Annotated in this window: 20 protein-coding genes; 3 read left to right on the top strand and 17 right to left on the bottom strand. The window is 57.0% G+C overall.

Annotated features, from left to right (window positions below; all coding sequences use genetic code 11):
- Positions 1-79: 79 nt before the first annotated feature.
- From FO268_RS01305 to leuS, 5 genes are all read right to left on the bottom strand, one after another.
- Positions 80-715, bottom strand: a complete 636-nt coding sequence (locus tag FO268_RS01305; RefSeq protein ID WP_150988473.1) for an endonuclease — start codon at positions 713-715, stop codon at positions 80-82.
- Between the two features lie 187 nt (positions 716-902).
- Positions 903-1,166, bottom strand: a complete 264-nt coding sequence (locus FO268_RS01300; protein WP_150988470.1) for a hypothetical protein — start codon at positions 1,164-1,166, stop codon at positions 903-905.
- Positions 1,167-1,265: 99 nt separating this feature from the next.
- The gene (gene holA, locus FO268_RS01295; RefSeq protein ID WP_150988467.1) at positions 1,266-2,273 is read right to left on the bottom strand and encodes a DNA polymerase III subunit delta; all 1,008 of its coding nucleotides are present in this window, start codon (positions 2,271-2,273) and stop codon (positions 1,266-1,268) included.
- Positions 2,270-2,863: an LPS-assembly lipoprotein LptE gene (locus FO268_RS01290; protein WP_150988464.1), complete on the bottom strand. Its 594-nt coding sequence runs from the start codon at positions 2,861-2,863 to the stop codon at positions 2,270-2,272. The genes holA and FO268_RS01290 overlap by 4 nt, the downstream gene beginning before the upstream one ends.
- A complete protein-coding gene (leuS, locus tag FO268_RS01285) occupies positions 2,847-5,432 on the bottom strand; it encodes a leucine--tRNA ligase (RefSeq protein ID WP_150991547.1) in 2,586 nt (861 codons plus the stop codon). The genes FO268_RS01290 and leuS overlap by 17 nt, the downstream gene beginning before the upstream one ends.
- A gap of 396 nt (positions 5,433-5,828) precedes the next feature.
- Between leuS and FO268_RS01280 the strand changes: the two genes are divergently transcribed.
- Entirely contained in the window at positions 5,829-6,377 is a 549-nt protein-coding gene (locus FO268_RS01280; RefSeq protein ID WP_150988461.1) for a zinc ribbon-containing protein, read from the top strand.
- A 274-nt stretch (positions 6,378-6,651) separates the two neighbouring features.
- Here the strand turns inward: FO268_RS01280 and lnt are convergent, their stop codons facing one another.
- From lnt to miaB, 5 genes are all read right to left on the bottom strand, one after another.
- Positions 6,652-8,202 (bottom strand): apolipoprotein N-acyltransferase, encoded by a 1,551-nt coding sequence (gene lnt, locus FO268_RS01275; protein ID WP_150988458.1) that lies wholly within the window; start codon positions 8,200-8,202, stop codon positions 6,652-6,654.
- Positions 8,192-9,043, bottom strand: a complete 852-nt coding sequence (locus FO268_RS01270) for an HlyC/CorC family transporter (RefSeq protein ID WP_150988455.1) — start codon at positions 9,041-9,043, stop codon at positions 8,192-8,194. The genes lnt and FO268_RS01270 overlap by 11 nt, the downstream gene beginning before the upstream one ends.
- Complete coding sequence (ybeY, locus tag FO268_RS01265) at positions 9,040-9,513, bottom strand: rRNA maturation RNase YbeY (RefSeq protein WP_150988452.1); 474 nt, start codon at positions 9,511-9,513, stop codon at positions 9,040-9,042. Before ybeY ends, FO268_RS01270 begins: the two co-directional genes overlap by 4 nt.
- The gene (locus FO268_RS01260) at positions 9,510-10,493 is read right to left on the bottom strand and encodes a PhoH family protein (protein WP_150988449.1); all 984 of its coding nucleotides are present in this window, start codon (positions 10,491-10,493) and stop codon (positions 9,510-9,512) included. Before FO268_RS01260 ends, ybeY begins: the two co-directional genes overlap by 4 nt.
- A gap of 491 nt (positions 10,494-10,984) precedes the next feature.
- Positions 10,985-12,331, bottom strand: a complete 1,347-nt coding sequence (gene miaB / locus FO268_RS01255) for a tRNA (N6-isopentenyl adenosine(37)-C2)-methylthiotransferase MiaB (protein ID WP_150988446.1) — start codon at positions 12,329-12,331, stop codon at positions 10,985-10,987.
- Between the two features lie 228 nt (positions 12,332-12,559).
- Between miaB and trmH the strand changes: the two genes are divergently transcribed.
- Positions 12,560-13,297, top strand: a complete 738-nt coding sequence (gene trmH / locus FO268_RS01250; protein ID WP_150988443.1) for a tRNA (guanosine(18)-2'-O)-methyltransferase TrmH — start codon at positions 12,560-12,562, stop codon at positions 13,295-13,297.
- Between the two features lie 159 nt (positions 13,298-13,456).
- Here trmH and FO268_RS01245 read toward each other — a convergent pair whose 3' ends face one another.
- From FO268_RS01245 to FO268_RS01230, 4 genes are all read right to left on the bottom strand, one after another.
- Positions 13,457-14,473, bottom strand: a complete 1,017-nt coding sequence (locus FO268_RS01245) for a nucleoid-associated protein (protein ID WP_150988439.1) — start codon at positions 14,471-14,473, stop codon at positions 13,457-13,459.
- A gap of 234 nt (positions 14,474-14,707) precedes the next feature.
- Positions 14,708-16,366, bottom strand: coding sequence for a sulfate adenylyltransferase subunit CysN (gene cysN, locus FO268_RS01240; protein ID WP_150988436.1), 1,659 nt, complete (start codon positions 16,364-16,366; stop codon positions 14,708-14,710).
- A gap of 1 nt (position 16,367) precedes the next feature.
- Positions 16,368-17,276 carry a sulfate adenylyltransferase subunit CysD gene (gene cysD, locus FO268_RS01235; RefSeq protein ID WP_150988433.1) on the bottom strand — a complete coding sequence of 303 codons (909 nt, stop codon included), beginning with the start codon at positions 17,274-17,276 and terminating at the stop codon, positions 16,368-16,370.
- Between the two features lie 158 nt (positions 17,277-17,434).
- Positions 17,435-17,839: a PilZ domain-containing protein gene (locus FO268_RS01230; RefSeq protein ID WP_150988430.1), complete on the bottom strand. Its 405-nt coding sequence runs from the start codon at positions 17,837-17,839 to the stop codon at positions 17,435-17,437.
- Positions 17,840-18,240: 401 nt separating this feature from the next.
- On the opposite strand from FO268_RS01230, the gene rimO reads away from it, so the two are divergent.
- Entirely contained in the window at positions 18,241-19,581 is a 1,341-nt protein-coding gene (gene rimO / locus FO268_RS01225; RefSeq protein ID WP_150988427.1) for a 30S ribosomal protein S12 methylthiotransferase RimO, read from the top strand.
- A gap of 38 nt (positions 19,582-19,619) precedes the next feature.
- Here rimO and FO268_RS01220 read toward each other — a convergent pair whose 3' ends face one another.
- The 3 genes from FO268_RS01220 to gatA all read right to left on the bottom strand — a co-directional run bounded on the left by FO268_RS01220 (position 19,620) and on the right by gatA (position 24,083).
- Positions 19,620-20,975 carry an MBL fold metallo-hydrolase gene (locus FO268_RS01220; protein WP_150988424.1) on the bottom strand — a complete coding sequence of 452 codons (1,356 nt, stop codon included), beginning with the start codon at positions 20,973-20,975 and terminating at the stop codon, positions 19,620-19,622.
- Between the two features lie 166 nt (positions 20,976-21,141).
- Positions 21,142-22,593, bottom strand: a complete 1,452-nt coding sequence (gatB, locus tag FO268_RS01215) for an Asp-tRNA(Asn)/Glu-tRNA(Gln) amidotransferase subunit GatB (RefSeq protein ID WP_150988421.1) — start codon at positions 22,591-22,593, stop codon at positions 21,142-21,144.
- A 32-nt stretch (positions 22,594-22,625) separates the two neighbouring features.
- Entirely contained in the window at positions 22,626-24,083 is a 1,458-nt protein-coding gene (gatA, locus tag FO268_RS01210) for an Asp-tRNA(Asn)/Glu-tRNA(Gln) amidotransferase subunit GatA (protein ID WP_150988418.1), read from the bottom strand.
- Positions 24,084-24,114 lie beyond the last annotated feature (31 nt).

Genomic DNA, 24,114 nt, shown 5'->3' with positions numbered 1-24,114 from the left:
TTCCGCTGAGGTAACGCAAAAAGGCAGGCGCCCGTAAGTAATCCGGGGCCTGCCTTTTTTGTGGGAGACGGTATTGTTACTAGAGGTTTTCCAGTCTGCCGGGGTCCAGTACGAAGGGATTTTCGTTGCCCTGTATCTCGGCAATCCGACGATGACGGGTCAATTCCCGGTCGTCCGGCGGGTCCATCCGGTTCCAGCTCTTGAACACCCGTGATGCTCCTGCCCAGGGCAGGTTATAGGTATCGACCATGTAGGCGACGGTTCGGGCAACGTCGCCTTTTACCTTTTCAGGAGGTTCGAAGAACTGGGCACTTTCACGAATACCACATTCGTCCGGTTTGCCCACTGAGCCGAGCTCTTCGTAAAGGGAGTTGCGCCGTCTCATTTCCGTGCGGCTGCGAACTGGCACGATGTTATGGAGGTCGGAGGCAATTTGGCGATACCGGTCGTTATCGGCACACTGGTTTGAGGTACCGCAATCGAGAGCACTACGAACCTGGGCGAGCGGATAGATGTATCCATCCGTTAGCAAAAAGCCTTTGCTGGTGAACGGCGTTTCGCAGAAAAAGGAGGTTCCACCCTCGGCATAGAGGTTCCCCCAGAACTCGTTCTGGACCACCGTTGCCGGGTCACTGAAGCGGGTATTCTGACTGCTGACCAATGAGGGAACAACTGATACGGATAGCGTTAGCAATAAGACGGTTAGGGTTTTCATAGGCCATTTATACCTCTCGGAGCTCAGAAGTGCCTTGGCTGATGGGGCCATGAACTGGGTTTCGTAGGCCGAACCAGACAAAAAAATGACGCTTCATTCACTTATAGTGAGAAGTATGGCACAGAGGCTCTTTATGAACAGAGCCTCGTGGCAGGTATTTGTAGCAATCTGTTAACCGGTTAACACTTTACTTCAGTCGGTTACGGATGTTCTGGTAGCCAGATTTCAGATCCTCGCCAAGCTTGTGGGCGGTTTGGCGTGCTTCTTTTGATGCGTCGTCTGCATCGTGCAGGAGCCGGTCGAGCTTGCCACGAAAACGCTCCCAGTCCTTTTCCAGGTCATCCCACTCATCTTTCACGTCTTCTCTGGCCAGGTGCATCTGAACGCGGGCTTCATCTCGGTACTGTTTTATCTTTTCTGACAATTGCTTAAGTTCGTCCTGGAAACTCATATCACACACCTCCTTTGATGATTGACCGCTATACCATGCAGCCGAATGTTAAAATCTGTCAAGCGGGAAAGGAGGGGATTGCGAACGACTTGATGTGGATCAGGCTGGCCTGGCCAACAGGGTAATCATGTCCTGCAGGTGGTGCCACGGGGAGAGGCTGTCAAAGCCTTTGGCGGCGCGGTCGGTGGCGCTGCACAGATCCAGAGCTGCCATGAGCTGGCGTCGGTTCAGGCGCCTGGCTGCCTGTTCCACAGCCTTTGCACGCTGGGGTTGGAAGACCCCCCGTTTTTTCAGAAAACCGGCCGTGTTCTCACGTTTCGCGGCGGCGATATTCAGCTCCATGGTCAGGTTGAGATCCCGGGCCAGCACTGTCAGCAGCCCCAGTGGGTTCTCACCTTCCTGTTGTAACACGCCAATGATTTTCCTGGCATGGGCGGCCCTGCCGGCAAGAAGTTCCGTGACCAATTCAAAGCCGCTGAAGCGGGAGCTGTCCTGAACAGCCTGTTCTATGGTTTCTTCGTTGATCGTGGTGCCTGATCCCAGCAAGGCCAGACGGTCCAGTTCCTGGCTTGCCGCCAGCAAGTTTCCTTCCAGGCGTTCAGCGAGTATATCCAGAGCGCCACGGGTCAGGCTGAGACCATGGTTCCGCGCCCTCTGTTGAAGCCAGCCGGGGAACTTGTCTGAATCTATTGGCCATATCGGGACGTGAACACCTTTGTTCTGTAATTCCTTGTACCATTTACGGCGGGTTTCCGCGGCATCCAGACGGGCACTGATCAATAACAGAATGATGTCATCCGGTGGATTCTGCAGCACGCTTTCCATCACCGCACGGCCATCCCCAAGCCTGCCCGTTGGAAGGTGGATCTCAATGCGGCGTTTTTCGGCGAATAACGACAGTGCACCGCATTCCTCACCAACCCTGTTCCAGTCCAGCTGTTGGTCCGCGTGATAGGTAACCCGGTCCTCGAAGCCGGCCTTGCGGGCGGCCTTACGTATCTGGTCACAGCATTCCTGAACCAGCAACGGTTCGTCGCCGGAGATCAGATAGACCGGCGACAGGCCTTTCTGTAATAGCTGAGGAAGCTGGTGCGGCTGTGTTTTCATGACGAGGGCCCGGCGCCTTCTTCGCCTGCCTGATCGGCTTCCCGTCTCAGCCGTTCAATGCGATCTTCGGTGATGGGCGCGAGGCGGAAGATAATCTGCTGTGCCAGGCGATTATGGAGCTGCTCTCTCAGCGCCTCTTCCTCCCGTTGTTTGGCAAGCACGTTTGATTCGTCGTAGCGATAGGTTTCACTGCTATTGAGATCGGTTGGTTCAATGAGCGGGATGTTATCGGAGGTGATTACCTCGATATCTACCGTGTGACGTAGCGTGTATTCGGCGGCGGCTGCCCGGAGGGTAATGGCACTGGCCCGACGTTCCTGACGGAAGTTACCGATTTTGAGCACAAAGTCCGCCTCTTCGGCGGGCTTCAGGTCAATCCGGCCCAGCTCCAGCTGCTCCCGAACTGCATCACACAGTTGTCCCGGCACATTCTCAGCGCAGTCTACGGCCAGTGGCTGTAATGCCGATGAAACCGGTGGTGCGCCCCGCAACTGAAATCCGCAGCCTGTAACAAGCAAAGACAAAGCTGCTGCCACCATAGGACGAATCACGGAGCCCGCCATCAGGTTCATATCAGTTGGCCACCACATTAACCAGCTTGCCTGGCACAACGATCACTTTGCGAACGGTCTTGCCTTCGGTAAAGCGAATGACGTTTTCGTTATCCAGCGCAAGTGCTTCCAGGGCGTCTTTTTCAATATTGGCGGGAACGTCTGCCTTGGCGCGTACCTTGCCGTTTACCTGGAGGACGATCTGGATTTCACTACGAACCATGGCCGCTTCGTCGGCGGTGGGCCAGGGGGCGTCCACAACCGGGGTTTCATGCCCCAGTGCGTACCAAAGATTGTGGCATATATGGGGCGCGATGGGGGACAGCATCAGCACAGCGGTATCAAGGGCTTCCTGGCGTACCGCCCGGCTTTGTGGCTCATCATCCCCCAGCTTGCCAACTTCGTTCAGGAGCTCCATCACTGCCGCAATTGAAGTGTTGAATGTCAGTCGGCGGCTGATGTCGTCACTGACCTTGGCAATGGTTTCGTGAGTCTTGCGACGCAGATTACGCTGGCCCTCGTTGAGGTTCGCGCTATCCAGAGCTGGAACCGGTGTGTTGGATGTATGTTCGCTGACCATGCGCCACAGCCGCTTGAGGAAGCGGTGAGCTCCCTCCACACCACTGTCGGACCATTCAAGGGACTGCTCCGGCGGCGCGGCAAACATCATGAACAGGCGTACTGTGTCGGCGCCGTGCTCGTCAATAATGGCCTGCGGATCAATGCCGTTGTTCTTGGACTTGGACATCTTGGTTACACCGCCGGACACCACTGGCTGGCCGTCGTCCTTGTGAACCGCGCGCATAACCTGGCCTTTCTCGTCCTTTTCAGTGATGACGTCTGCCGGGGAGATCCATACCTTGCCGCCGTTACCGTCTTCACGGTAGTAGGTCTCTGCCAGCACCATGCCCTGGCAAAGCAGACGGTTGAAGGGTTCGGAGCTGTTTACCAGGCCCACGTCCCGCAGCAGTTTGTGGAAGAAACGGGCGTATAACAGATGAAGAATGGCGTGCTCGATACCGCCGATGTACTGGTCGACCGGTAGCCAGTAGTTGGCCGCAGCCGGGTCCAGCATACCCTTGTCGTAGTTGGGGCTGCAGAAGCGGGCGTAATACCAGGACGACTCCATGAACGTGTCGAAGGTATCGGTTTCCAGCGTGGCGGGTTGACCTTCAAAGGTGGTTTTTGCCCACTCGGGATCGGCCTTGATCGGCGACTGGACGCCGTCCATGGTGACATCCTCAGGCAGGGTCACCGGCAGCTGGTCGTCGGGCACCGGGCGTTCTGTGCCGTCTTCCAGTGTCATCATCGGAATCGGGGCGCCCCAGTAGCGCTGACGTGATACACCCCAGTCGCGGAGGCGGTAGTTGACCGTACGCTTGCCGATGCCATTCTCTTCCAGGTAGCCGGCAATGGCCTCGAACGCCTCTTCGCTGGTCAGGCCATTGTATTTGCCAGAGGAGACCAGGACACCTTTCTCAGTAAACGCCTCTTCCTGCACATCGATTTCGCGATTATCAGAAGGAGCAATAACCTGTTTGATCGGCAGCCGGTATTTAAGGGCGAATTCGTGATCCCGGTCGTCATGGGCGGGCACTGCCATGAGCGCACCAGTACCGTATTCCATCAGCACGAAGTTGGCCACGTAAATCGGAATCTCTTCCTGTGTCAGTGGATGAATCGCTTTGTAGCCGGTATCAATGCCTTTCTTTTCCATGGTCGCCATGTCAGCTTCGGCAACCTTGCTGTTGCGGCACTGGTCGACAAATTCAGCGACTTCCCGATAATGCTCTGACGCCGCCTTGGCAATCGGGTGTTCAGCCGCGACGGCCATATAGGTCACACCCATCAGGGTGTCAGGGCGGGTGGTGTAAACATCCAGCGCGTCATTACGGCCCTTGAGGGGGAAGGTCAGCTCGGTACCGGTGGATTTTCCGATCCAGTTGCGCTGCATGGTCTTGACCTGCTCGGGCCAGTCTTCCAGCTGATCAAGGTCGTTCAGCAGTTCTTCGGCATAGTCGGTGATGCGGATAAACCACTGAGGGATCTTCTTCTGCTCAACCGGCGCCCCGGACCGCCAGCCTTTGCCGTCCACCACCTGCTCATTGGCCAGCACTGTCTGGTCCACAGGGTCCCAGTTAACGGTCGACATCTTTTTGTACACCAGGCCTTTTTCGTACAGGCGGGCGAAGAACCACTGTTCCCAGCGGTAGTAGTCGGGCTTGCAGGTAGCCAGCTCGCGGTTCCAGTCATAACCGAAGCCCAGTTGCTTGAGCTGGTTCTTCATGTAGGCAATATTGGCGTGGGTCCACTTCGCCGGTGCAGTCTTGTTGGCAATGGCGGCGTTCTCAGCGGGCAGGCCGAAGGCGTCCCAGCCCATGGGCTGCATGACGTTCTTGCCCTGCATGCGCTGGTAGCGGGAAATCACGTCGCCGATGGTGTAATTGCGAACGTGCCCCATGTGGAGTTTGCCGCTGGGGTAGGGGAACATGGACAGGCAGTAGTACTTGGGCTTGCCCGGCTCTTCCTTCACCGTAAAGGTGTTATTTTCTTCCCAGTAGGTGCGGGCTTGCTGTTCAACATCGCGGGGATTGTATTGCTGGTCCATTCCTGCCATTACCAAAGTTACCCTGTATCAAAAAAGATGTGCGAAGCGGCCGGACATTCTAACGCACACAAGGCTTAACAGGTAGTCTGCCAAATTGCTGATACTGTGCCAGACTCAATGGTGAAAGCGGGCAGGTACGGCTGTCCGGGACACGCCGTGAATACGTCCCTGTAGGCTCGTAAAAAACATCCCTGTTTTTTACGGTCCCGGACAGCCGTACCTGCCCGCCCGGACTCTTGGAGTAAGTTGGCAAACCAGTTTGATATAGGGGAGAGTGGGTATGGCTGATCAGGGATGTCAAAAACAGGGATGTTTTTGTCAAGCGTACAGGGATGTATTTACAGCGTGCCCTGATCAGCCATACCCACTCTGCTCGTACACCAATAGGGAGCGGCCATGACCGAACCAGAACGCAATCACCTCTCAGGCAAAGCCCTTGCGGCCTACGACCGCATGCTGGAACGGGTTCAGTCCCGGCTCAGTGAAATGCAGGAAACCACCCGCGATACCCTGCAAGAGGAAATCGAGCGGGCAGTGGAGTTCGAGTACGAACTGGAAGACATGACCCGGGAGGAGGCAGACCTTCTGGGCGCCTACCTTCAGCGGGACCTTGAACACCTGTTGCATTTTGTGGAGGAAACCGGCGAAGGCTTGAAGGAATGGTTGCAGCTGGACATTTCCCTGGTGGAGCACCAGCTTGCGGATATGTTGTTCTCGGTGGCGGACAAGACAAAACTCGACACCCTGGAGCTGAACCAGAAGCTCGAAAAACACGCGCCCAGCCAGTACATCAGTGGCGAAGTGGCAACGGCTGGCATGTTCAAGTGCCTCAATTGCGGCCACATGCGCTGCCTGACAGCCACCAGCCATCTGGAACCCTGCGACGCCTGCGGCTCGCATTACTACGAACGCGTCACAAGCCGCTGGCCTCGGAAATCGGAGTAGGCGTAGGTGGAGTAGGTCGGATTTACCCGTGAAGGGCACAATGAGCGAAGCGTAATCCGACAAATAGAGTTCATATGTAGCTGGGCGGCGGATTACGACTTCGTCTAATCCGAACTACGGGAGCTAACGTCAGAGCCAGAACGGCCATGGGGTGGGGGTCCCTTTTCTGCCAGAAAAAGGTGTCTGAGCGCAGCGAGTTCTTTTTCCAAAGAAAAGGGACCCCCACCCCATGGCCAGGCACCAATCTGGCAGGCTACCCGGACGAGAACCGAGATCAATTCTTGGGAATCACCCGCACCCGAACAAACACAACAAGAATCGCAGCCAGCGTCAGCACCGGCCAGGAACCGGACTGCATGTAGGGCGTGCTGCCTTCGGCAGAATAGACCTCACCAGTCAGCACACCGCGCTCAAACTGCGGGATGGTCTCAGTAATCCTACCATTATGGTCGATGATGGCCGTTACGCCGTTGTTGGTGCCCCGCAGCATGTAACGCCCGGTTTCCAGCGCTCGCATGCGGGCGATCTGCAGGTGCTGCAGCGGGCCGATGGAATCGCCGAACCAGCCATCGTTACTGATGGTAAGTAACAGGCCGGCATTGCTTGCGTTGCGAGCCACGAAGTCCGGATAGGCCACTTCGTAGCAGATGAAGGGCATGATATTGGTGCCATTGGCATCAAGTGGAGCCTGGTCGGACGGCCCCGGGCTGAAGCTGGACATGGGCAGGTCGAAGAAACCGATCAATCCGCGCAGCCACTGCTGCAGGGGCACATATTCGCCGAAAGGCACCAGCTTCTGCTTGTGGTAGATGCCGCCACCACTGCCGATGGCCATGATACTGTTGTGGAAGGTGAAGTCTTCAATACTGTCACTGAAGCCATACCAGGGAATGCCGGTAATCAGCGTACTGTTTTCCCCAAGCTCCTCACCGATGTGATCAATGACCTTCCCGGCCTGGTCCTGGGGGATGGGGATGGCGGTTTCCGGCCACAGGATGAGATCTGAGTTCCAGTGATCTTCCGTCAGTTCCAGGTAAGCCACAATCTGGTCGCGCAAAAAATCCGGGTCCCACTTGATCTGCTGGGGGATATTGCCCTGCATGGACGCGAATGTGGTGGGCTCTTCGTCAAGCGTCGTCCATTGCGCAGTCGATACAGCCGGCCCGGTAAGCCAGGGCAGCAGCGCGACAACCGCGACTATGGCGGCGCTGGTGTAGCGTGTATTTCTGGCCAGCCACCAGCAGGCGATGGCCGCACCGCCGGTCACCGTCACCAGGAAAGTAACACCATGTACGCCCACCAGTGGTGCGAAGCCGCCCAGAGGGCCGTCCACATGGGCAGTGCCCAGATACAGCCAGGGAAAGCCGGTCAGCAGCCAGCCTCGCACCCAGTCGCCGAGGATCCACACGGCCGGAAACAGAAGCAGGCGCCTTATAATACTGTCCTTGGCCAGTTTGCCCCAGGCCCAGAAGGCCAGGCCGTGGAACAGGGCGAGACCGGCCACGAAGATGACCGTGAGAATAATGGCCAGCGGAATGGATGTGTTGCCGTGCTCGCTGATGCTGATATAGACCCAGCTGGCACCGCTCCCGAATAGCCCGAGCCCCATAAGCCAGCCAGCCCGGAAAAGCTTCTGAGAAGCGAGCGGCAGACAACAGAAGAGAATCAGGGCAACGGAAACCGGCCCCAGCCACCAACAGTTAAACGGTGAAAACGTCAGGGTCTGCAGGGCGCCGGCGACCAGAAGGGTCGCGGCGCGCAGCCAGGGTTGTTCAGAAAGCGGTGATTTCAGCACGGGCGTTGGGGATGTTGTGTTACTGGTCATCACCGCGCGTTACCTGCAGCAGACGGATGACTCGGTTATCGGCATTGGCAATGGTGAACTGCAACCCGCCAAACTCCACTGACTCGCCCCGTCTGGGCAGGTGGCCGAACTCCTTGAGCACAACACCACCGATGGTGTCGAACTCTTCCTCGTCCAGTTCGGTTTCAAAGAATTCGTTGAAGTCGTCTACCGGCGTTACGGCTTTGACGGCGTATGTGCCATCACCGCGGGCCTTGATGTGGGTTTCTTCGTCGAAGTCGTGTTCGTCCTCAATCTCGCCCACAATCTGTTCCAATACATCCTCGATGGTGATCAGGCCGGCGGTGCCGCCATACTCATCCACCACGATGGCCATGTGATTGCGGGTTTCCTTGAATTCTTTCAGTAACTGGTTCAGGCGCTTGCTTTCCGGCACGAAGGTGGACGGACGCAGGATCTCGCGGATGCGGTTCCAGTTGAGGTCGTTGTTCAGAGCCAGGGGCAGCAGGTCCTTGGCCAGCAGCACGCCAATTACATCGTCCTGGCTGTCGCCAATGACGGGAAAGCGGCTGTGGGCAGAAGAAATGATTTCACCCAGGAATTCTTTCGGCTCCTGGGATGCCTTGACGGTGACCATCTGGGAGCGGGGAATCATGATTTCATCCACCCGCATATCGATCACCTGCATGGCACCTTCGATGATGCTCATGGCATCGGTATCGATGATGTTCTGGGACTCGGCGTCCCGCAGGATTTCCAGCACGTCCTCGACGGACTCAGGCCCGCTGGAGAAGGCCTGTGATATACGCTCCAGCCAGGACTTGTTGCTGCCCTGACTGCGACTCGACTGATCGTCGTTCATGAGTCTGTTTCCGTTTCCTCTGTCTCGTAAGGATTGCTGAACCCGAGTTGCGTTAGCAACCGGATCTCGAGGGCTTCCATGACCTCGGCATCATTATCGTCAATATGGTCATAGCCCTGAAGGTGCAACATGCCGTGCACCACCATATGGGCCCAGTGTTCTTCCTGCGTTTTCTGCTGTTCGGCCGCTTCTTTTTCGACCACCGGAGCGCAGATAATCAGATCACCGGCCAACGGGACTGTTATACCGGCTGGCGCGTCAAATGGGAAGGACAGGACGTTGGTTGGCCCCGATTTCCCGCGATACTGGCTGTTCAGCCCGGCGCTTTCATCGCTGGCAACGATACGTATCGTCACCTCTGACGGATCCTCGCCCAGCCATGCTGCCTGTGCCCAGCGCTCAAAGTCGGCGTGTGCCGGAATACCCGGTGCCTCAAGGGCCAGCTGCAAATCTACAGTCAGTTCACTCACTGGCCCGTGGCACTCCCATCGTCCAGAGAATCATAGGCCTCAACAATCCGCTGAACCAGCGGATGACGAACTACATCCCGGGACTCGAAGCGGGTGAAACCGATACCGGACACTTTGCTCAGCACCCCCACCGCATGGATCAGGCCAGAGTTCTGGCCCCGTGGCAGGTCAACCTGAGTGGTATCGCCGGTAATGACTGCAGTTGAGCCAAAGCCAATCCGCGTCAGGAACATCTTCATCTGTTCGCGGGTGGTGTTCTGGCTTTCATCCAGAATGATAAACGAATTGTTGAGCGTACGGCCCCGCATGAACGCCAGTGGCGCGATCTCGATCACGCTTTTCTCGATCAGCCGGGTGACATGATCGAAGCCCAGCATTTCGTAGAGCGCGTCATAGAGGGGGCGAAGATAAGGATCCACCTTCTGGGCCAGGTCGCCGGGAAGGAAACCGAGTTTTTCACCAGCCTCAACGGCAGGCCTGACCAGCAGGATGCGCTTCACCTGTTCGTCTTTGAGCGCCTCAACCGCGCAGGCAACCGCCAGCCAGGTCTTGCCGGTGCCGGCCGGGCCAATGCCGAAGTTGACATCGTGGGTACGGATGTTGTGCACGTACTTCTGCTGGTTCTCGCCCCGGGGCTTGGCCTGCAGCTTCGGGGTTTTGATAACCGTAACGGCGCCGTTGTAGGGCACATCCTCTGCCAGCCGCTCGAAGCCGGTCTCGCGGATAAACAGGTGAACCATGTCCGGCGAAATATCATCGTTGGCCTCGGTTTCCCGATACAGGTGCCGAATGACTTCGGTAGCCGCAGCCACATGTTCGGTTTCCCCTTCCACCCGGAAATGATGGCCACGGCGGCCAATCTTCACGTTCATGCGCCGCTCGATGTGCTTCAGATGCTCATCGAACTGGCCGCACAGGGTGGTCAGCCGGTGCTGGTCTACCGGGTGCAGGTCAAATTGTCTTGAGTCGTTTGCGTTCAAAAGTGCTCCGTTTTAATGACTCCCCGAGATTTCAGGGAGTAGGCATTTCATGATTGGTGCTGTCGGGCGCTGACCGGAGGGCCTTTCCAAAAAACGCCCGTAAACCCGTCCATGGGGGGCTCGGTCGCGCCATCCCTGGCGCTCCACGTTTTTGGAAAGGCCCTCCGGCCAGCGCCCTTTTAACTATTTGCAGGTCCGCATGCATAAATACAAGTAGGTCGGATTAGACGAAGTCGTAATCCGAAATATATTGGGTCATCTTCATATCATTGCAAATGTTGGATTGCGCTTCGCTTAATCCAACCTACATTTACTCTGTTTGGACCGCAGACACGGAAAGGGTTCGCGGAGAGTGGTGGGCACCTCCTCCCAAAAATGTGCGGAGCCATGGATGGCGGAGCCCAAGCGCACAGGGATGTGCTTGTAGCATTTTTTGGGAAGAGGTGCCCACCACTCGCCATTCACCAAACCCGAGACGCATGGCCCCAGCTTTAAAACATCTCCAAGTTAACAGGAGTCCCACGGAGAGAATTAGGCAATGCCTCTTTGATCTCCACGTCAATAAAATGCCCAACCACCTCCGGATTCTCATGCCGGAAATTCACAATACGGTTGTTCTCGGTCCGGCCCGCGTATTCGCCGGGGTCCTTCTTGGACAGCCCTGTCACCAGGATACGCTGGGTGGTGCCTACCATCTTGCGGCTGATGTCCATCACGTTCTGATTCAGCCGGTCCTGAAGAATGCTCAGGCGCTGCTTCTTCACTTCCAGCGGCGTATCATCCGGCAGGTCTGCCGCCGGAGTGCCGGGTCGGGCGCTGAAGACAAAGCTGAAGGACATATCGAAGCCGATATCGTTGATCAGCTTCATGGTGTCTTCAAAGTCCTTCTCGGTTTCCCCCGGGAAGCCAATGATAAAGTCCGAGGAGAAACTGATATCCGGGCGAATCTTGCGCAGGCGGCGAAGTTTGGACTTGTACTCCAGTGCTGTATGGCCGCGTTTCATGGCAGCCAGTATACGGTCGGATCCACTCTGGACTGGTAAGTGCAGGTGACTGACCAGTTCCGGTACCTGTTCATAGGCTTCGATCAGCGAATCCGAGAACTCTACCGGGTGCGAGGTGGTGTAACGGATGCGATCAATACCGTCGATGGTAGCGATCAGCGCCACCAGCTCCGCCATGTCCATCACGTCGCCATCGTGGGTTTCACCACGGTAAGCGTTCACGTTCTGGCCCAACAGGTTTACCTCCCGCACGCCCTGGCCGGCCAGGTGCGCCACTTCCGCAAGAACGTCATCCACCGGGCGGCTGACTTCCTCGCCGCGGGTGTAGGGCACCACGCAGAAGGTGCAGTACTTGCTGCAGCCTTCCATGATGGAAACAAAGGCAGAAGGTCCGTCGGCACCCGGGTCGGGCAGGTTGTCGAACTTTTCGATTTCCGGGAAGCTCACATCCACCACACCCACGCCATTACCCTTGGCACGCACTTCGGTAATCATATCCGGCAGGCGGTGCAGGGTTTGCGGACCGAAGACCATGTCCACATAAGGCGCCCGGTCGATGATGGCCTGGCCTTCCTGACTGGCCACGCACCCGCCAACGCCGATGATCAGACCCGGTTTGCTGGTTTTGAGCTTTTTCCAGCGACCCAGTTGGTGAAACACTTTCTCCTGGGCTTTTTCACGGATAGAGCAGGTGTTCAGCAGCAGGATGTCGGCATCGTCCGGCGAGTCGGTCATCTCGACAGCTTCGCCGGTTTTCAGCAGATCTGCCATTCTGGATGAGTCGTACTCGTTCATCTGGCAGCCATGGGTCTTGATGTACAGCTTCTTGGCCATGATTCTCAACGTATTTGGTGCATGGTGGTGTGTGGTATGCGCCAAGAGGTCAAGGTTGGCGCTTAAAAAAGTTAGCTGGCCATTATAACGAGGTGATCAATCCGCAACCACCTCTGTCTCGGCAATCCTCTAAATCGGCTGTGGTATTATTGGCTGGCTTAGCTTTGGAAGTAGAAGCGCTTCCCCAACTGAAGTGCTAAACCTCATTCACCAAAACGCTCAAACAACATGACCCCCGAACGCCTGGCCCGAATCAAACAAACCCTGAATACCCGCCAACCCGACCTCAGCGTCCTCACCGACCAGGTCCACAAGCCCCGCAACCTCTCGGCCATCATCCGCTCCTGCGACGCCTTCGGCCTGGCCAACATGCACGTGGTCTGGCCGCGGGAAGGCTTCCGTGCGTTTCGCAAAACCGCCGGCGGCAGCTACAACTGGGTCACCACCCACACCCACCCGGCCATGGATGAAGCGGTGTCTGCACTGAAAGGGCAGGGGCACAGAATCTACGCCGCACAGCTATCTGACCGCGCTATAGACTACCGGGAAGCGGATTTCACCGTGCCCTGCACGGTGATTATGGGCAACGAAGTGGATGGTGTGAGCGACAACGCCGCCGAACAGGCAGACGAGCACATAGTGATACCCATGATGGGGATGGTGGAGTCCCTGAACGTGTCATCAGCCTGCTCAATCATCCTCGCCGAAGCGCAACGGCAACGAAAACTGGCCGGGCTGTATGATTACCGCAGACTTCCTGATGAGGAATACAACCGCCTGTTGTTCTGCTGGTGCCAGCCGGTGGTAAAACGCTATTGCGACGACCGTAATCTGCCGTACCCACCTATCGACCCGGAAACCGGTGAACTGGTGGATGGCGTAGGCTGGATGAAGGAAGTCCGAAAACTAAGGGCAAGTCGCCCCAGGTGGACCGATACAACTCCGGTCACCACCAACGAATCCTGATATTGCAGAGATAACACCTGACTTGCTCGGTCCCGGTGTGGGGTAGCATTTTCTGCCGGAAAAAGGTGTCCGAGCGCAGCGAGTTCTTTTTCCAGAAGAAAGTGCTGCCCCGCGGCGGGGCCAGCCCCCCCCAGCTAACAGGCTAGGAGTGCAGCAGTCTCAATCATTGCGACTTTCCAGATACCGCTGCAATTGCTCCCGCAAAGCTTTAGGCAGCTTCGTGATAGTCAGGGCATCGTTGTCACGGTCATAGTAGACGGCCTGATTAACCAGATCCGAAGAAAACGACACGCTCATACCACCACCCGAGCCGGCAATCCGCACCAGCTTCTTCACCTTGCGGTGATCCGGATGCAGCACGCCGCTCTCCGGAAGCTCAGCCGTCTCACTGGCAAACTCCTTGAACCGCTGGGGCTGATCCTCGTCGAGATAACCTGACAGCGCCTCAATAGCCACCGGCTCGCCCAGCGCATGCTGCTCCTTGGAAAACTCATAGGCCCGCGCCCGAATCTTGCCCGCTTCCTCCGGCTCGGACGACTTCGCGAACGCCTCAACCGCATCCATGAACGTCAGCGTTTCCTTCTCCACATCCACCTGATTGGTAAAACCGCAAAGCCGGATGAACAGATCGCCACCTTCACCGGAACCACGGGCGTGGACCAGTGTGAGATAGTTTTCGCCTGGGCTGTCGCCCAACCAGTCATCCAGCTCAATCCGCACCGCCAGATTCAGCCGCGACAGGCTCAGGATATCGGTTGCGTCCAGGGTCTGCTGGGCGTCAAAGCGCATGGCACTGTCGTTTTCCAGGATGAACAGGTAAACCACCTCCGCATCCGCCAGGGCCTCGTGAACAATCATCAAGTGCCCCTCGAACTCCTCCTGTGCACTGTTCAGCAACTCCTGCCACTGGCCAAACAGACGGTCGGTCAGTGATGCAAAACTCTGACGGTCCTCCCGGTAATCCTTCAGCCAACTGCTGAACGGACTTTCACCAACGTCCTCGGAAAAGCGACCGTATTTCTTGCCCGGCTTGCTGTTGAACAGACGCTTCATCTGCTTGTGAAGCGCCTCGTAGTCACCACCCGGCTCGGCCAGCGCCTCGCCGGGACGAACCCGCGCCGGTTGTCCGGGCTGATACTGGCTGGCGAAGAGGGTGCGGAGCTGTTTGATGGCCATGGGGTTGTAGAGTCCTTGCTTGCTAAAACGTAAGAGGCTTTGAGGGTAAACCTTCAGGGAGGGGGATTGTAATGGATTTTTTGGAGGAACGATCGGTTTGGGGGTGGGGGTGTCTTTTGTGCCAGAAAAAGGTGTCTGAGCGCCGCGAGTTCTTTTTCCAAAGAGGCACCCCCACCCCCAAACCAGCCCCCAAGGTTACAGACCTGGGGGCTATCTCAAGAGCGAGCCATCCGACTAAACGCGCTTGTGCCGCATCAGATCCTGAATCAGCGTATTGACCGCCTCAGTAATTTCCTGGTCGTCGTCCGCGGAAACAGCGGCCGAAGCCACGTCAGTTCCCAGGTTCACCGCAATGGCAATAAGGCCATGGGCACTGATGACCTGGGCGGCGCGGCGGCGGTCATCCGCATTGCCGGCGTTATCTTCGCTCAGCACCACGGAGGTCTTACCCTGGTCAAACAGCGCGCGCTCAACCGCCATGGCCAGGGCTGTCGCCTTCTTGCCATTACAGGCAATGATCGCAGGCTTCTGCGCCAGGCGGCGTTCACGCTCTTCGCCGGTCACCGGATCCAGAGATTCGACTGTACCAGCCGTGCCGGCAATCATGCCCGCACCGATAGTCACATTGGTCAGCCGGTCGATCACAATGAAGCTGCCCGTCGCGTGATTGCGCGGATAGGCGTCAAACGCAATGGGCTGGCTCAGGGTGAGCTCACACAGGCCGATTTCGTTCAACTGCAGGGCTGAAGGATTGTCGTTCTTCTCCAGCGTATTGACGTCGGTCTGGTGGTGAATTGTTTTCACCGTGCCAGAGGTAAACGTGGGCCCGAGCTTGATGTCGTAAAGCCGACCGGTTTCGAGAGGGCCATCCGTCATCCACACGATATTGGCGGTGAAGCGGTTGCCCACTTCCGGCTCATCCTCGGCTTTTACCAGCATGTCGCCGCGGCTGATATCGATCTCGTCGGTGAGAGTCAGCGTTACCGCCTGATCGATATAGGCTTCCTCAAGGTTGCCATCAAATGTCACCACTTCCTTGACGGTACTGGTGCGCCGCGAGGGCAGTGCCATCACTTTCTCCCCCGGGCGGATCACGCCGGAGGCGACGGTGCCGCAAAAGCCACGGAAGTTCAGGTTGGGGCGGGTGACGTACTGCACCGGGAAGCGGAAATGCTCCAGGTTCTTGTCATGGGAAACCTGGACAGTTTCCAGAATCTCCATCAACGGCTGGCCGGTGAACCAGGGCGTGTGCTCACTCTTGTTGACGACATTGTCGCCTTCCAGAGCGGAAATCGGCACAAAGCGGATGTCTTTCAGGCCCAGCTTGTTGGCGAAAGCCAGGTAGTCGTCCTTGATTTCATTGAAGCGCTCTTCGCTGTAGTCCACCAGGTCCATCTTGTTGATGGCAACCACAATATGTCGAATGCCCAGCAGGGACGCGATGTAGGAATGGCGGCGAGTCTGGGTCAGCACGCCATGCCGCGCGTCAATCATCAGTATCGCCACCTGGGCAGTAGAGGCGCCAGTGGCCATGTTGCGGGTGTACTGTTCATGGCCCGGGGTGTCAGCAATGATGAACTTGCGCTTGTCGGTGGAAAAGTAGCGATAGGCCACGTCAATGGTGATGCCCTGTTCCCGCTCTGCCTGCAGGCCGTCCACCAGCAGGGCCAGGTCCAGTTTCTCACCGGTGGTGCCCATTTTCGCACTGTCGGTTTTCAGGCTCGCCATATGATCTTCGTAGATCATCTTGGTGTCGTGGAGCAGGCGGCCAATCAGGGTGCTCTTGCCATCGTCGACACTGCCGCAGGTCAGCAGGCGCAGCAGTTCCTTGTTCTCGTGTTGCTTCAGGTAGGCCTGAATATCTTCGGCAATCAGATCAGACTGGTGTGACATCTTAGAAGTATCCTTCCCGCTTTTTCTGTTCCATGGAGCCGGCCGAATCGTGGTCAATCACGCGGCCCTGACGTTCGGAGCTGGTGGCCAGCAGCATTTCCTGGATGATCTCCGGCAAGGTATCTGCCTCGGATTCAATGGCGCCGGTCAGCGGGTAGCAACCCAGGGTACGGAAGCGGATGTACTTCATCATCGGCTTTTCACCCTCTTTCAGGGGCATGCGGTCGTCATCCACCATGATCAGAGTGCCGTCACGCTCTACTACCGGGCGTTTGGCGGCGTAATACAGGGGAACGATCTCGATGTTTTCCAGATAGATGTACTGCCAGATATCCAGTTCGGTCCAGTTGGACAGCGGGAATACGCGGATACTCTCGCCCTTGTTGATCTTGCCGTTGTAGATGTTCCACAGCTCGGGGCGTTGGTTTTTGGGGTCCCAGCGATGGTATTCATCGCGGAAAGAATACACGCGCTCTTTGGCGCGGGATTTTTCCTCGTCCCGGCGGGCGCCACCGAAGGCTGCATCGAACTTGTACTTGTCGAGGGCCTGCTTGAGCGCCTGGGTCTTCATGACGTCTGTATGCTTGGCGCTACCGTGGGTAAAAGGCCCTATACCCTGTTTGATGCCGTCTTCATTCTTGTGAACGATCAGGTCCAGCCCGTACTCTTTAGCCTTGCGGTCCCGGAATTCAATCATTTCCCTGAATTTCCAGGTGGTGTCCACGTGCATCAGCGGAAAGGGTAACTTGCCCGGGTAGAAGGCCTTACGGGCCAGATGGAGCATCACCGCAGAGTCCTTTCCGATGGAGTAGAGCATGACCGGGTTGTCGAATTCGGCTGCGACTTCCCGGATGATATGGATGCTTTCAGCTTCCAGCTGTTTGAGATGCGTCAGGTTGTAAGTGGTCATCGTATCCTGTTACCGCGTTTGCGTGCCTGATTAAGGCTGGGCGTGTGAATGCCGCAATCATACCAGATCAGGTCGCGGCATAAGAAGACAGGTTACTAGAGTTTGCTGCTATAACAATATAGCGGCTGAGTAATGTAATGATCGGGGCGTTTATTTGCTTACGGTATTGAGGCGGCGAGCAACTTGCTGACGTAATTGTCGACGTACTCGTACCCGTTGCCGTCGAATTCTGTGAACTGGATGCCAAGTTGGAACTGGTCGCGGGCGATGCGGCGCATATGGATGATGTTACCGCCGGCAACAACCGAAACCGGCTGATGGGCAACAACGGGTACTGAAAAGGTTGCTGTGACGGATATCCAGTTGCCGGGGGCGGGAGTTTTCTGGCCGGGAACCAGTTTCTTCACGCATTCCTGATCACACAGGATCATGATTCCGGTCCGCGAAATATTGGAGACCTCACAGGTGAGGCAGCTGCCATCGGATTTCTCGATTCTGACTTCGGTAGCAACATCAACACGTTGCTGGTTGCGAAGGTTTGGCTTGGCGGCAACTGGTTTCATAGCGACTCTTCTGGCGTCTCTGGTTTCAAAGGAGGCTGCCTTACCCATCGTTCAGTCCTTTTTATACTTGCTGTTGCGCTTTCTCATATACGCAAGAAAACCCCGCAAATTGTCATAAACTCTTAATGTGACGGATGCGGGATAACGGCAAGCGCTTATTATTTCGGTCTTAACTTCCTGAAAGTCTAGTTGTTTGTTTGGTGATCAGCAAGTTGCCTGTCGCTAAAGCTGTCAGATTTGTGAACTGAATATGAGCATGGCGTCATTAATAATGAGGCATGTCAATTCCGGGCGGTGTGAATTCCCTTTCCGAGTTCACTGACGGCAGCAGGTCGGCTGAGGTAAACTACGCGCCAACATTCACCGGGTGCCGATCAAGGCGCCATGATTCCGTGCAGGTTATGACAGACAAGATTCCTTCCGTTTCCCAGGGCGGCAAAGTAGGTTTTATCAGCCTTGGCTGCCCCAAGGCTCTCGTTGACTCCGAGCGTATCCTCACCCAACTGCGGCTGGACGGTTACGATGTGGTGCCCACCTACAACGATGCCGACATTGTTGTGGTCAATACCTGTGGCTTTATTGATGCCGCCAAACAGGAATCCCTGGACGCTATCGGCGAGGCGATCAGTGAAAACGGCAAAGTGATCGTCACGGGCTGTATGGGTGTGGAAGCGGACAAGATCCGCGACACCCATCCCGGTGTTCTGGCAGTCTCCGGCCCCCATGCCTATGAGGAAGTGGTCGGTGCCGTGCATCAGTTTGTGCCGCCGAACAAGCAACACGATCCCTTCACGGACCTGGTTCCACCTCAGGGCATCAAATTGACGCCGCGGCATTACGCCTATCTGAAAATTTCCGAAGGCTGCAACCACCGCTGTACTTTCTGCATTATTCCTTCCATGCGCGGTAATCTGGTGAGTCGTCCCATTGGCGATGTCATGGACGAAGCTCAGCGGTTGGTGGATGCCGGGGTGAAAGAACTACTGGTTATTTCCCAGGACACGTCCGCTTACGGCGTGGATACCAAATACCGCACCGGCTTTTGGCAGGGCCGGCCGTTAAAGACCAGAATGCAGTCGCTGTGTGAGGCGTTGGGTGAAATGGGTGTGTGGGTTCGCCTGCATTACGTTTACCCCTATCCCCATGTGGACGATATTATCCCGCTGATGGCTGAAGGCAAGATCCTCCCGTACCTGGATATCCCTTTCCAGCACGCCAGCCCGAAAATTCTCAAGGCCATGAAACGCCCTGCTCACGACAGCAAAACCCTGGAGCGAATCCGTAAATGGCGGGAGATCTGCCCTGAACTGACCATTCGTTCCACCTTCATTGTCGGCTTCCCCGGCGAGACCGAGGAAGATTTCCAGTATCTGCTGGACTGGCTGGATGAAGCGCAGTTTGATCGGGTAGGAGCGTTCAAGTACAGCGCGGTGGAAGGGGCCAGGGCCAATGAGCTGGAAGGGGCTGTGCCGGAGGACATAAAGGAAGAGCGCCTGGCCCGCTTCATGGAGAAGCAGGCGCAGATCTCCGCTGCCCGCCTACAGGCCAGAATTGGCCAGACCATCGACGTTCTCATCGATGAAGTCGACGAGGAGGGTGCCATCGGCCGCTCCAAGGCGGATGCGCCGGAAATCGATGGCATGGTCTACCTCAATGACGAAACAGGCCTGGTGCCCGGGCAGATCGTTCAGGCCGTGGTTGAACACGCGGATGAGCACGACCTGTGGGGCCGACTGGTCTGATCGACCAGTAATCGGGGTTCCGCCCAGGAGTCAGACATCTAGGAGTCAGACATCAGGGCCCCGAATGAGCCGAGGAACACGTCAACCTTTTTGAAGCCCTGTCGCATCAATACCGATGCGGCAATTGCTGCCCGGGCGCCGCTGCCGCACATGACGGTGTAGTGATTGCTGGCAGTAAGTTCCGACGATTCCTCGGCAAGCTGGCCCACATAGTGATGAACCGCCCCCTCTATGGGGTTTTCCTCGACTTCGTCTTTGCCCCTTACATCCAGCACCTGCCAGTCGCTCGGAGGATTGTTTCTCCGGGATTCGAACTCGTTTACATCGATCACCGTCACCGCATCAAACGGTTCTGCCCCGGCTGCCCAGTGAGGCATATCAGGGGCCAGAAAGCCGAGTACCTTGTCGAAACCTATGCGGGCGAGGTGGCGCGCTGCCAGTTCCGCTTCCTGCTCATTGCTGGCAACGAGCGCCAGTTCGTCATCCGGTTGCAGGAACCAGCCAGCAAATGCGGGGATCATCTGTATGGGTAATGCGAGGCTTCCGGGTAGATGAGCTCCGAGGAAGCTGCTTATGCCGCGAACGTCCAGGGTTACGGTGTGATGTGGCAGTTTCTTGAAGGCCGCTGGCGACAGCGCGGCCGGTGTCAGAACCCGCTTGGTGGCATCGCCTCCCTGCAGATTGAGCCGCTCCATGTCCCGGAAGTAGGGTGGCTGGTAATGATGCTCTCGCACCTTCTGGTCAACGAACTCTGCGCGTGAATGGATCTGGAGCATTGGATTGTTGCGGCGCTCATAACCAATGCTGGAGAATTCCCGGTCCGCCATGTTATTGCCGCACACAGAGCCGGCCCCATGGGCCGGGTAAATCAGCGCCTGATCGCCCAGGGCCAGCAGTTTGTGCAGACTGTCGTAAAGCAGTCCTGCCACTTCTTTGGCCCGGTCGGGATAGAAGTCCGTGCGGCCCACGTCCCCGATGAACAGAGTGTCGCCGGTGAATACCGCCACCGCTTCCTTGCCAAATTCCGTGTCGTAGAGAGCGAAGGAGAGGCTGTCGTCGGTGTGCCCTGGTGTTTCGAGCACCTTGAGTTTCAGGTTGCCGAATTTGAATTCGTCGTCCTCGCGTACGGTTTCAGCATATCGAACCTCTCCCGCCGCGTTGGGCCCGTGAAAAACCCTGGCTCCGGTGAGCTCGGAAAGCACTGGTGCCCCTGAAATCAGGTCTTCGTTCCGGTGAGTTTCCAGTATCGTGGTTATTCGGCAGCCTTCGGCTGCGGCGGCTTGCGCATAGCATTCGCAATCGCGGCGGGGATCGATGACGACTGCTTCGCCATTGTTGCCAATCAGGTAGGAGAGGTGAGACAGACCGTCGGATTTGAATGGCTGAATAAACATGGAACCTCCTTCGGCTAAAAAGTGGTTGCTGATTACTCAGTATTAGCACGAATCAGGGCTGTTTACGGCCCAAAGTCATGAACATTTCTGGCGGGAAATATTACGGTGCTTTCATGGCCAGACTGGCCCGCTCTGCAAACGCGGGCCAGTCTGGTCGCTGCGACGGTCAGGTGCCAAGCTTTCTGAGGAGAATCTCATTGAACAGCTTGGGATTCCCCTGGCCCCTGGAGGCCTTCATAAGGGGCCCCATAAACCCGCCGAGCATTTTCTTCTGTTTCTTGGGGTCAGACTCCTGTTGATACTGGGCAACCTGATCCGGCATGGAGGCCAGTACCTCGTCCACCATCTTTTCCAGTTCACCGGTGTCAGACACCTGTTTCAAACCCTTGGCATCAATAATCGCGTCCACGTTGTCGTTCTCGCCGGTCCACAAGGCTTCGAACACCTTCTTGGCGCCGGCCGAGGAAATCGTGTTATCGGCAATGCGAACCACCAGGTCACCCAGCTGGGCACCGGAGATCGGCGAGTCGGCAACGGGCTTTTCTTCTGCGTTCAGTCGTGCGGAGAATTCGCCCTGTACCCAGTTGGAGGCCAGTTTGGCATCTTTGCCGCGCTCGGCGGTGGTTTCGAAGAAGGCGGCCAGTTTGGAGTCGCCTGCCAGCAGTCCTGCGTCGTAATCGTTCAGGCCATACTGCTCCATAAAGCGCGCTTTGCGAGCGTCCGGCAGCTCCGGGAGGCTGTTGCGGGCTGCCTCGATGAAGGCATCGTCGATTTCTACCGGCAACAGGTCCGGGCAGGGGAAATAACGGTAGTCGTTGGCTTCTTCCTTGGTGCGCATGGAGCGTGACTCGTCACGGTCGCCGTTGTACAGGCGGGTCTCCTGCACGATGGTGCCGCCGTCTTCCAGAATATCCATCTGCCGCTCTACTTCATGGGCGATCGCTTGTTCCATGAAGCGGAAGGAGTTCAGGTTCTTGGTTTCTGTGCGGGTGCCGAGGGTCTCGGAGCCGCTGGGTTTGAGCGAGATGTTCACGTCAAACCGCATGGACCCCTGGGACATATCACCGTCACAGATACCCAGTGAGGTCACAATCCCGTGGAGCTTCTTCGCAAAGGCAACCGCTTCTTCGGCGTTGGTCATGTCTGGCTCGGTTACCACTTCGATCAGTGGCGTACCGGCGCGGTTCAGGTCAATGCCGGTCATGCCATGGAAGTCTTCGTGGAGGGATTTGCCGGCGTCTTCTTCCAGGTGTGCGTGGTGAATGCGCACGCGCTTGGTTTCGCCGTTGGCCAGATCGATATCCACGTAGCCGGGGCCCACGATCGGCCGCTCCAGCTGGGTGGTCTGGTAGCCCTTGGGCAGGTCCGGATAAAAATAGTTCTTGCGCTCGAACACCGAGCGGCGCTCAATCTCGGCATTTACTGCCAGGCCGAACATTACCGCATAGCGGAACGCCTGCTCATTCGGGACGGGCAGGGTACCCGGCATTGCCAGGTCAACGGCATTGGCCTGGGTATTGGGCTCGGCGCCATAGGCGGTGCTGGAGCCTGAAAAAATCTTGGTTCTGGTGGCAAGCTGAACGTGAATTTCCAGCCCGATCACAATGTCCCACTGCATAGTCGCTCTCCTGTTTCTGGCCTGTTCCGGGCTTATTGCGGTTCACGCTGGTGCCAGTCAGTCACCTGCTGGTATTGATGAGCGGCGTTCAGCAGGCGCGCTTCAGAGAAGTAGTCCCCGATAATCTGCAGGCCCACTGGCAAGCCGTCGACAAATCCTGCCGGCACCGACATCGCCGGAATACCTGCCAGGTTGATGGCAACGGTAAACACATCCTCCAGGTACATCGTGACCGGGTCGTTGGATTTCTCGCCCTGGACGAAGGCCGGAGAGGGTGTGGTGGGGCTCATCAGCACATCCACTTCCTGGAAAGCGTCAATGAAATCCTGCTGGATCAGCCTGCGAACTTTCTGGGCTTTCAGGTAATAGGCATCAAAATAACCGGCAGACAACGCATAAGTGCCCACCAGAATCCGGCGCTTCACCTCAGCGCCAAAGCCTTCTGCCCGGGTGCGAGTGTACATGTCCATCAGATCTTTCGGATCTTCGCAGCGATAGCCATAACGGGCACCGTCGAAACGGGACAGGTTGGCGGAAGCCTCAGCCGGCGCAATCACGTAATAGGCGGCGATGGCGAGATCGGCGTGGGGCAGAGACACCTCCTTGACAGTGGCGCCAAGCTTCTCGTATTCGCGAATGGCCCCACGGATCTGCTCTTCCACAGCCGCATTGAGGTTGCTGGCAAAGTATTCCTGCGGCAGACCAATACGCAAGCCTTTCAATGGTTCGTTCAGCGTGGCGGTATAGTCGGGCACGTCCCGGTCTATGGAGGTGGAATCCCGGGGATCAAACCCCGCCATCACATTCAGCATCAAGGCGTTATCCTCGGCGCTCCGAGCAATGGGGCCGCCCTGGTCGAGGCTGGAGGCAAACGCGATCATTCCGTACCGGGAGACCCGGCCATAGGTTGGCTTCAGCCCGGTCACGCCACACAGCGCGGCCGGCTGGCGGATTGAGCCACCGGTATCTGTTGCCGTCGCCGCCGGAACCAGTCGCGCTGCCACTGCCGCAGCCGAACCACCGGAGGAGCCCCCCGGTACACGCTTTTCGCCCTGGCTAAGGCCCCAGGGGTTGGTGGTAGCGCCAAAATGACTGGATTCGGTAGAAGACCCCATGGCGAACTCGTCCATGTTGGTCTTGCCCAGACACACTGCCCCCGCCTTGCGGAAGTTCTCCGTGACTGTGGCATCGTAGGGCGGCACAAAATTCGCCAGCATCTTCGACCCACAGGTAGTCGCCACACCGTTGGTGCAGAAAATGTCCTTGTGGGCGAAAGGCACGCCGGTCCAGGGCGTGGCCTTGCCTGCAGCCCGTTGCTCGTCCGCCGCATGGGCATCCGCCAGGGCCTGTTCTTCGGTAATGGAGATAAAGCTGTTGAGCTGTTCGTCTTCCTTCTTGAGACGGCCCAGATACTCCCGGGTCAGCTCCACGCTGGAAATCTTGCCGCTTTCCAGTTCGCGGGACAGTTCTGCTACGGATTTGTTATGCATGATGAATCCTGAAATCGCTGGTCGTCAGATC

Origin of the sequence: Marinobacter denitrificans (assembly GCF_008795955.1) — a bacterium.
In the GTDB taxonomy this organism is placed as follows: domain Bacteria; phylum Pseudomonadota; class Gammaproteobacteria; order Pseudomonadales; family Oleiphilaceae; genus Marinobacter; species Marinobacter denitrificans.
The sequence above is the reverse complement of the archived record's forward strand: the minus strand, read 5'-3'. Positions and strand labels throughout refer to the sequence as shown.

Bases quoted from the DNA above. Each gene is read 5' to 3' on its own strand.
- gatA (WP_150988418.1), bottom strand. From the start codon at position 24,083: ATGCATAACAAATCCGTAGCAGAACTGTCCCGCGAACTGGAAAGCGGC.
- trmH (WP_150988443.1), top strand. From the start codon at position 12,560: ATGACCCCCGAACGCCTGGCCCGAATCAAACAAACCCTGAATACCCGC.
- cysD (WP_150988433.1), bottom strand. From the start codon at position 17,276: ATGACCACTTACAACCTGACGCATCTCAAACAGCTGGAAGCTGAAAGC.
- FO268_RS01230 (WP_150988430.1), bottom strand. From the start codon at position 17,839: ATGAAACCAGTTGCCGCCAAGCCAAACCTTCGCAACCAGCAACGTGTT.
- rimO (WP_150988427.1), top strand. From the start codon at position 18,241: ATGACAGACAAGATTCCTTCCGTTTCCCAGGGCGGCAAAGTAGGTTTT.
- FO268_RS01300 (WP_150988470.1), bottom strand. From the start codon at position 1,166: ATGAGTTTCCAGGACGAACTTAAGCAATTGTCAGAAAAGATAAAACAG.
- leuS (WP_150991547.1), bottom strand. From the start codon at position 5,432: ATGGACCAGCAATACAATCCCCGCGATGTTGAACAGCAAGCCCGCACC.
- miaB (WP_150988446.1), bottom strand. From the start codon at position 12,331: ATGGCCAAGAAGCTGTACATCAAGACCCATGGCTGCCAGATGAACGAG.
- FO268_RS01270 (WP_150988455.1), bottom strand. From the start codon at position 9,043: ATGAACGACGATCAGTCGAGTCGCAGTCAGGGCAGCAACAAGTCCTGG.
- FO268_RS01290 (WP_150988464.1), bottom strand. From the start codon at position 2,863: ATGTGGTGGCCAACTGATATGAACCTGATGGCGGGCTCCGTGATTCGT.
- cysN (WP_150988436.1), bottom strand. From the start codon at position 16,366: ATGTCACACCAGTCTGATCTGATTGCCGAAGATATTCAGGCCTACCTG.
- FO268_RS01245 (WP_150988439.1), bottom strand. From the start codon at position 14,473: ATGGCCATCAAACAGCTCCGCACCCTCTTCGCCAGCCAGTATCAGCCC.
- gatB (WP_150988421.1), bottom strand. From the start codon at position 22,593: ATGCAGTGGGACATTGTGATCGGGCTGGAAATTCACGTTCAGCTTGCC.
- FO268_RS01305 (WP_150988473.1), bottom strand. From the start codon at position 715: ATGAAAACCCTAACCGTCTTATTGCTAACGCTATCCGTATCAGTTGTT.
- FO268_RS01220 (WP_150988424.1), bottom strand. From the start codon at position 20,975: ATGTTTATTCAGCCATTCAAATCCGACGGTCTGTCTCACCTCTCCTAC.
- FO268_RS01280 (WP_150988461.1), top strand. From the start codon at position 5,829: ATGACCGAACCAGAACGCAATCACCTCTCAGGCAAAGCCCTTGCGGCC.
- holA (WP_150988467.1), bottom strand. From the start codon at position 2,273: ATGAAAACACAGCCGCACCAGCTTCCTCAGCTATTACAGAAAGGCCTG.
- lnt (WP_150988458.1), bottom strand. From the start codon at position 8,202: ATGACCAGTAACACAACATCCCCAACGCCCGTGCTGAAATCACCGCTT.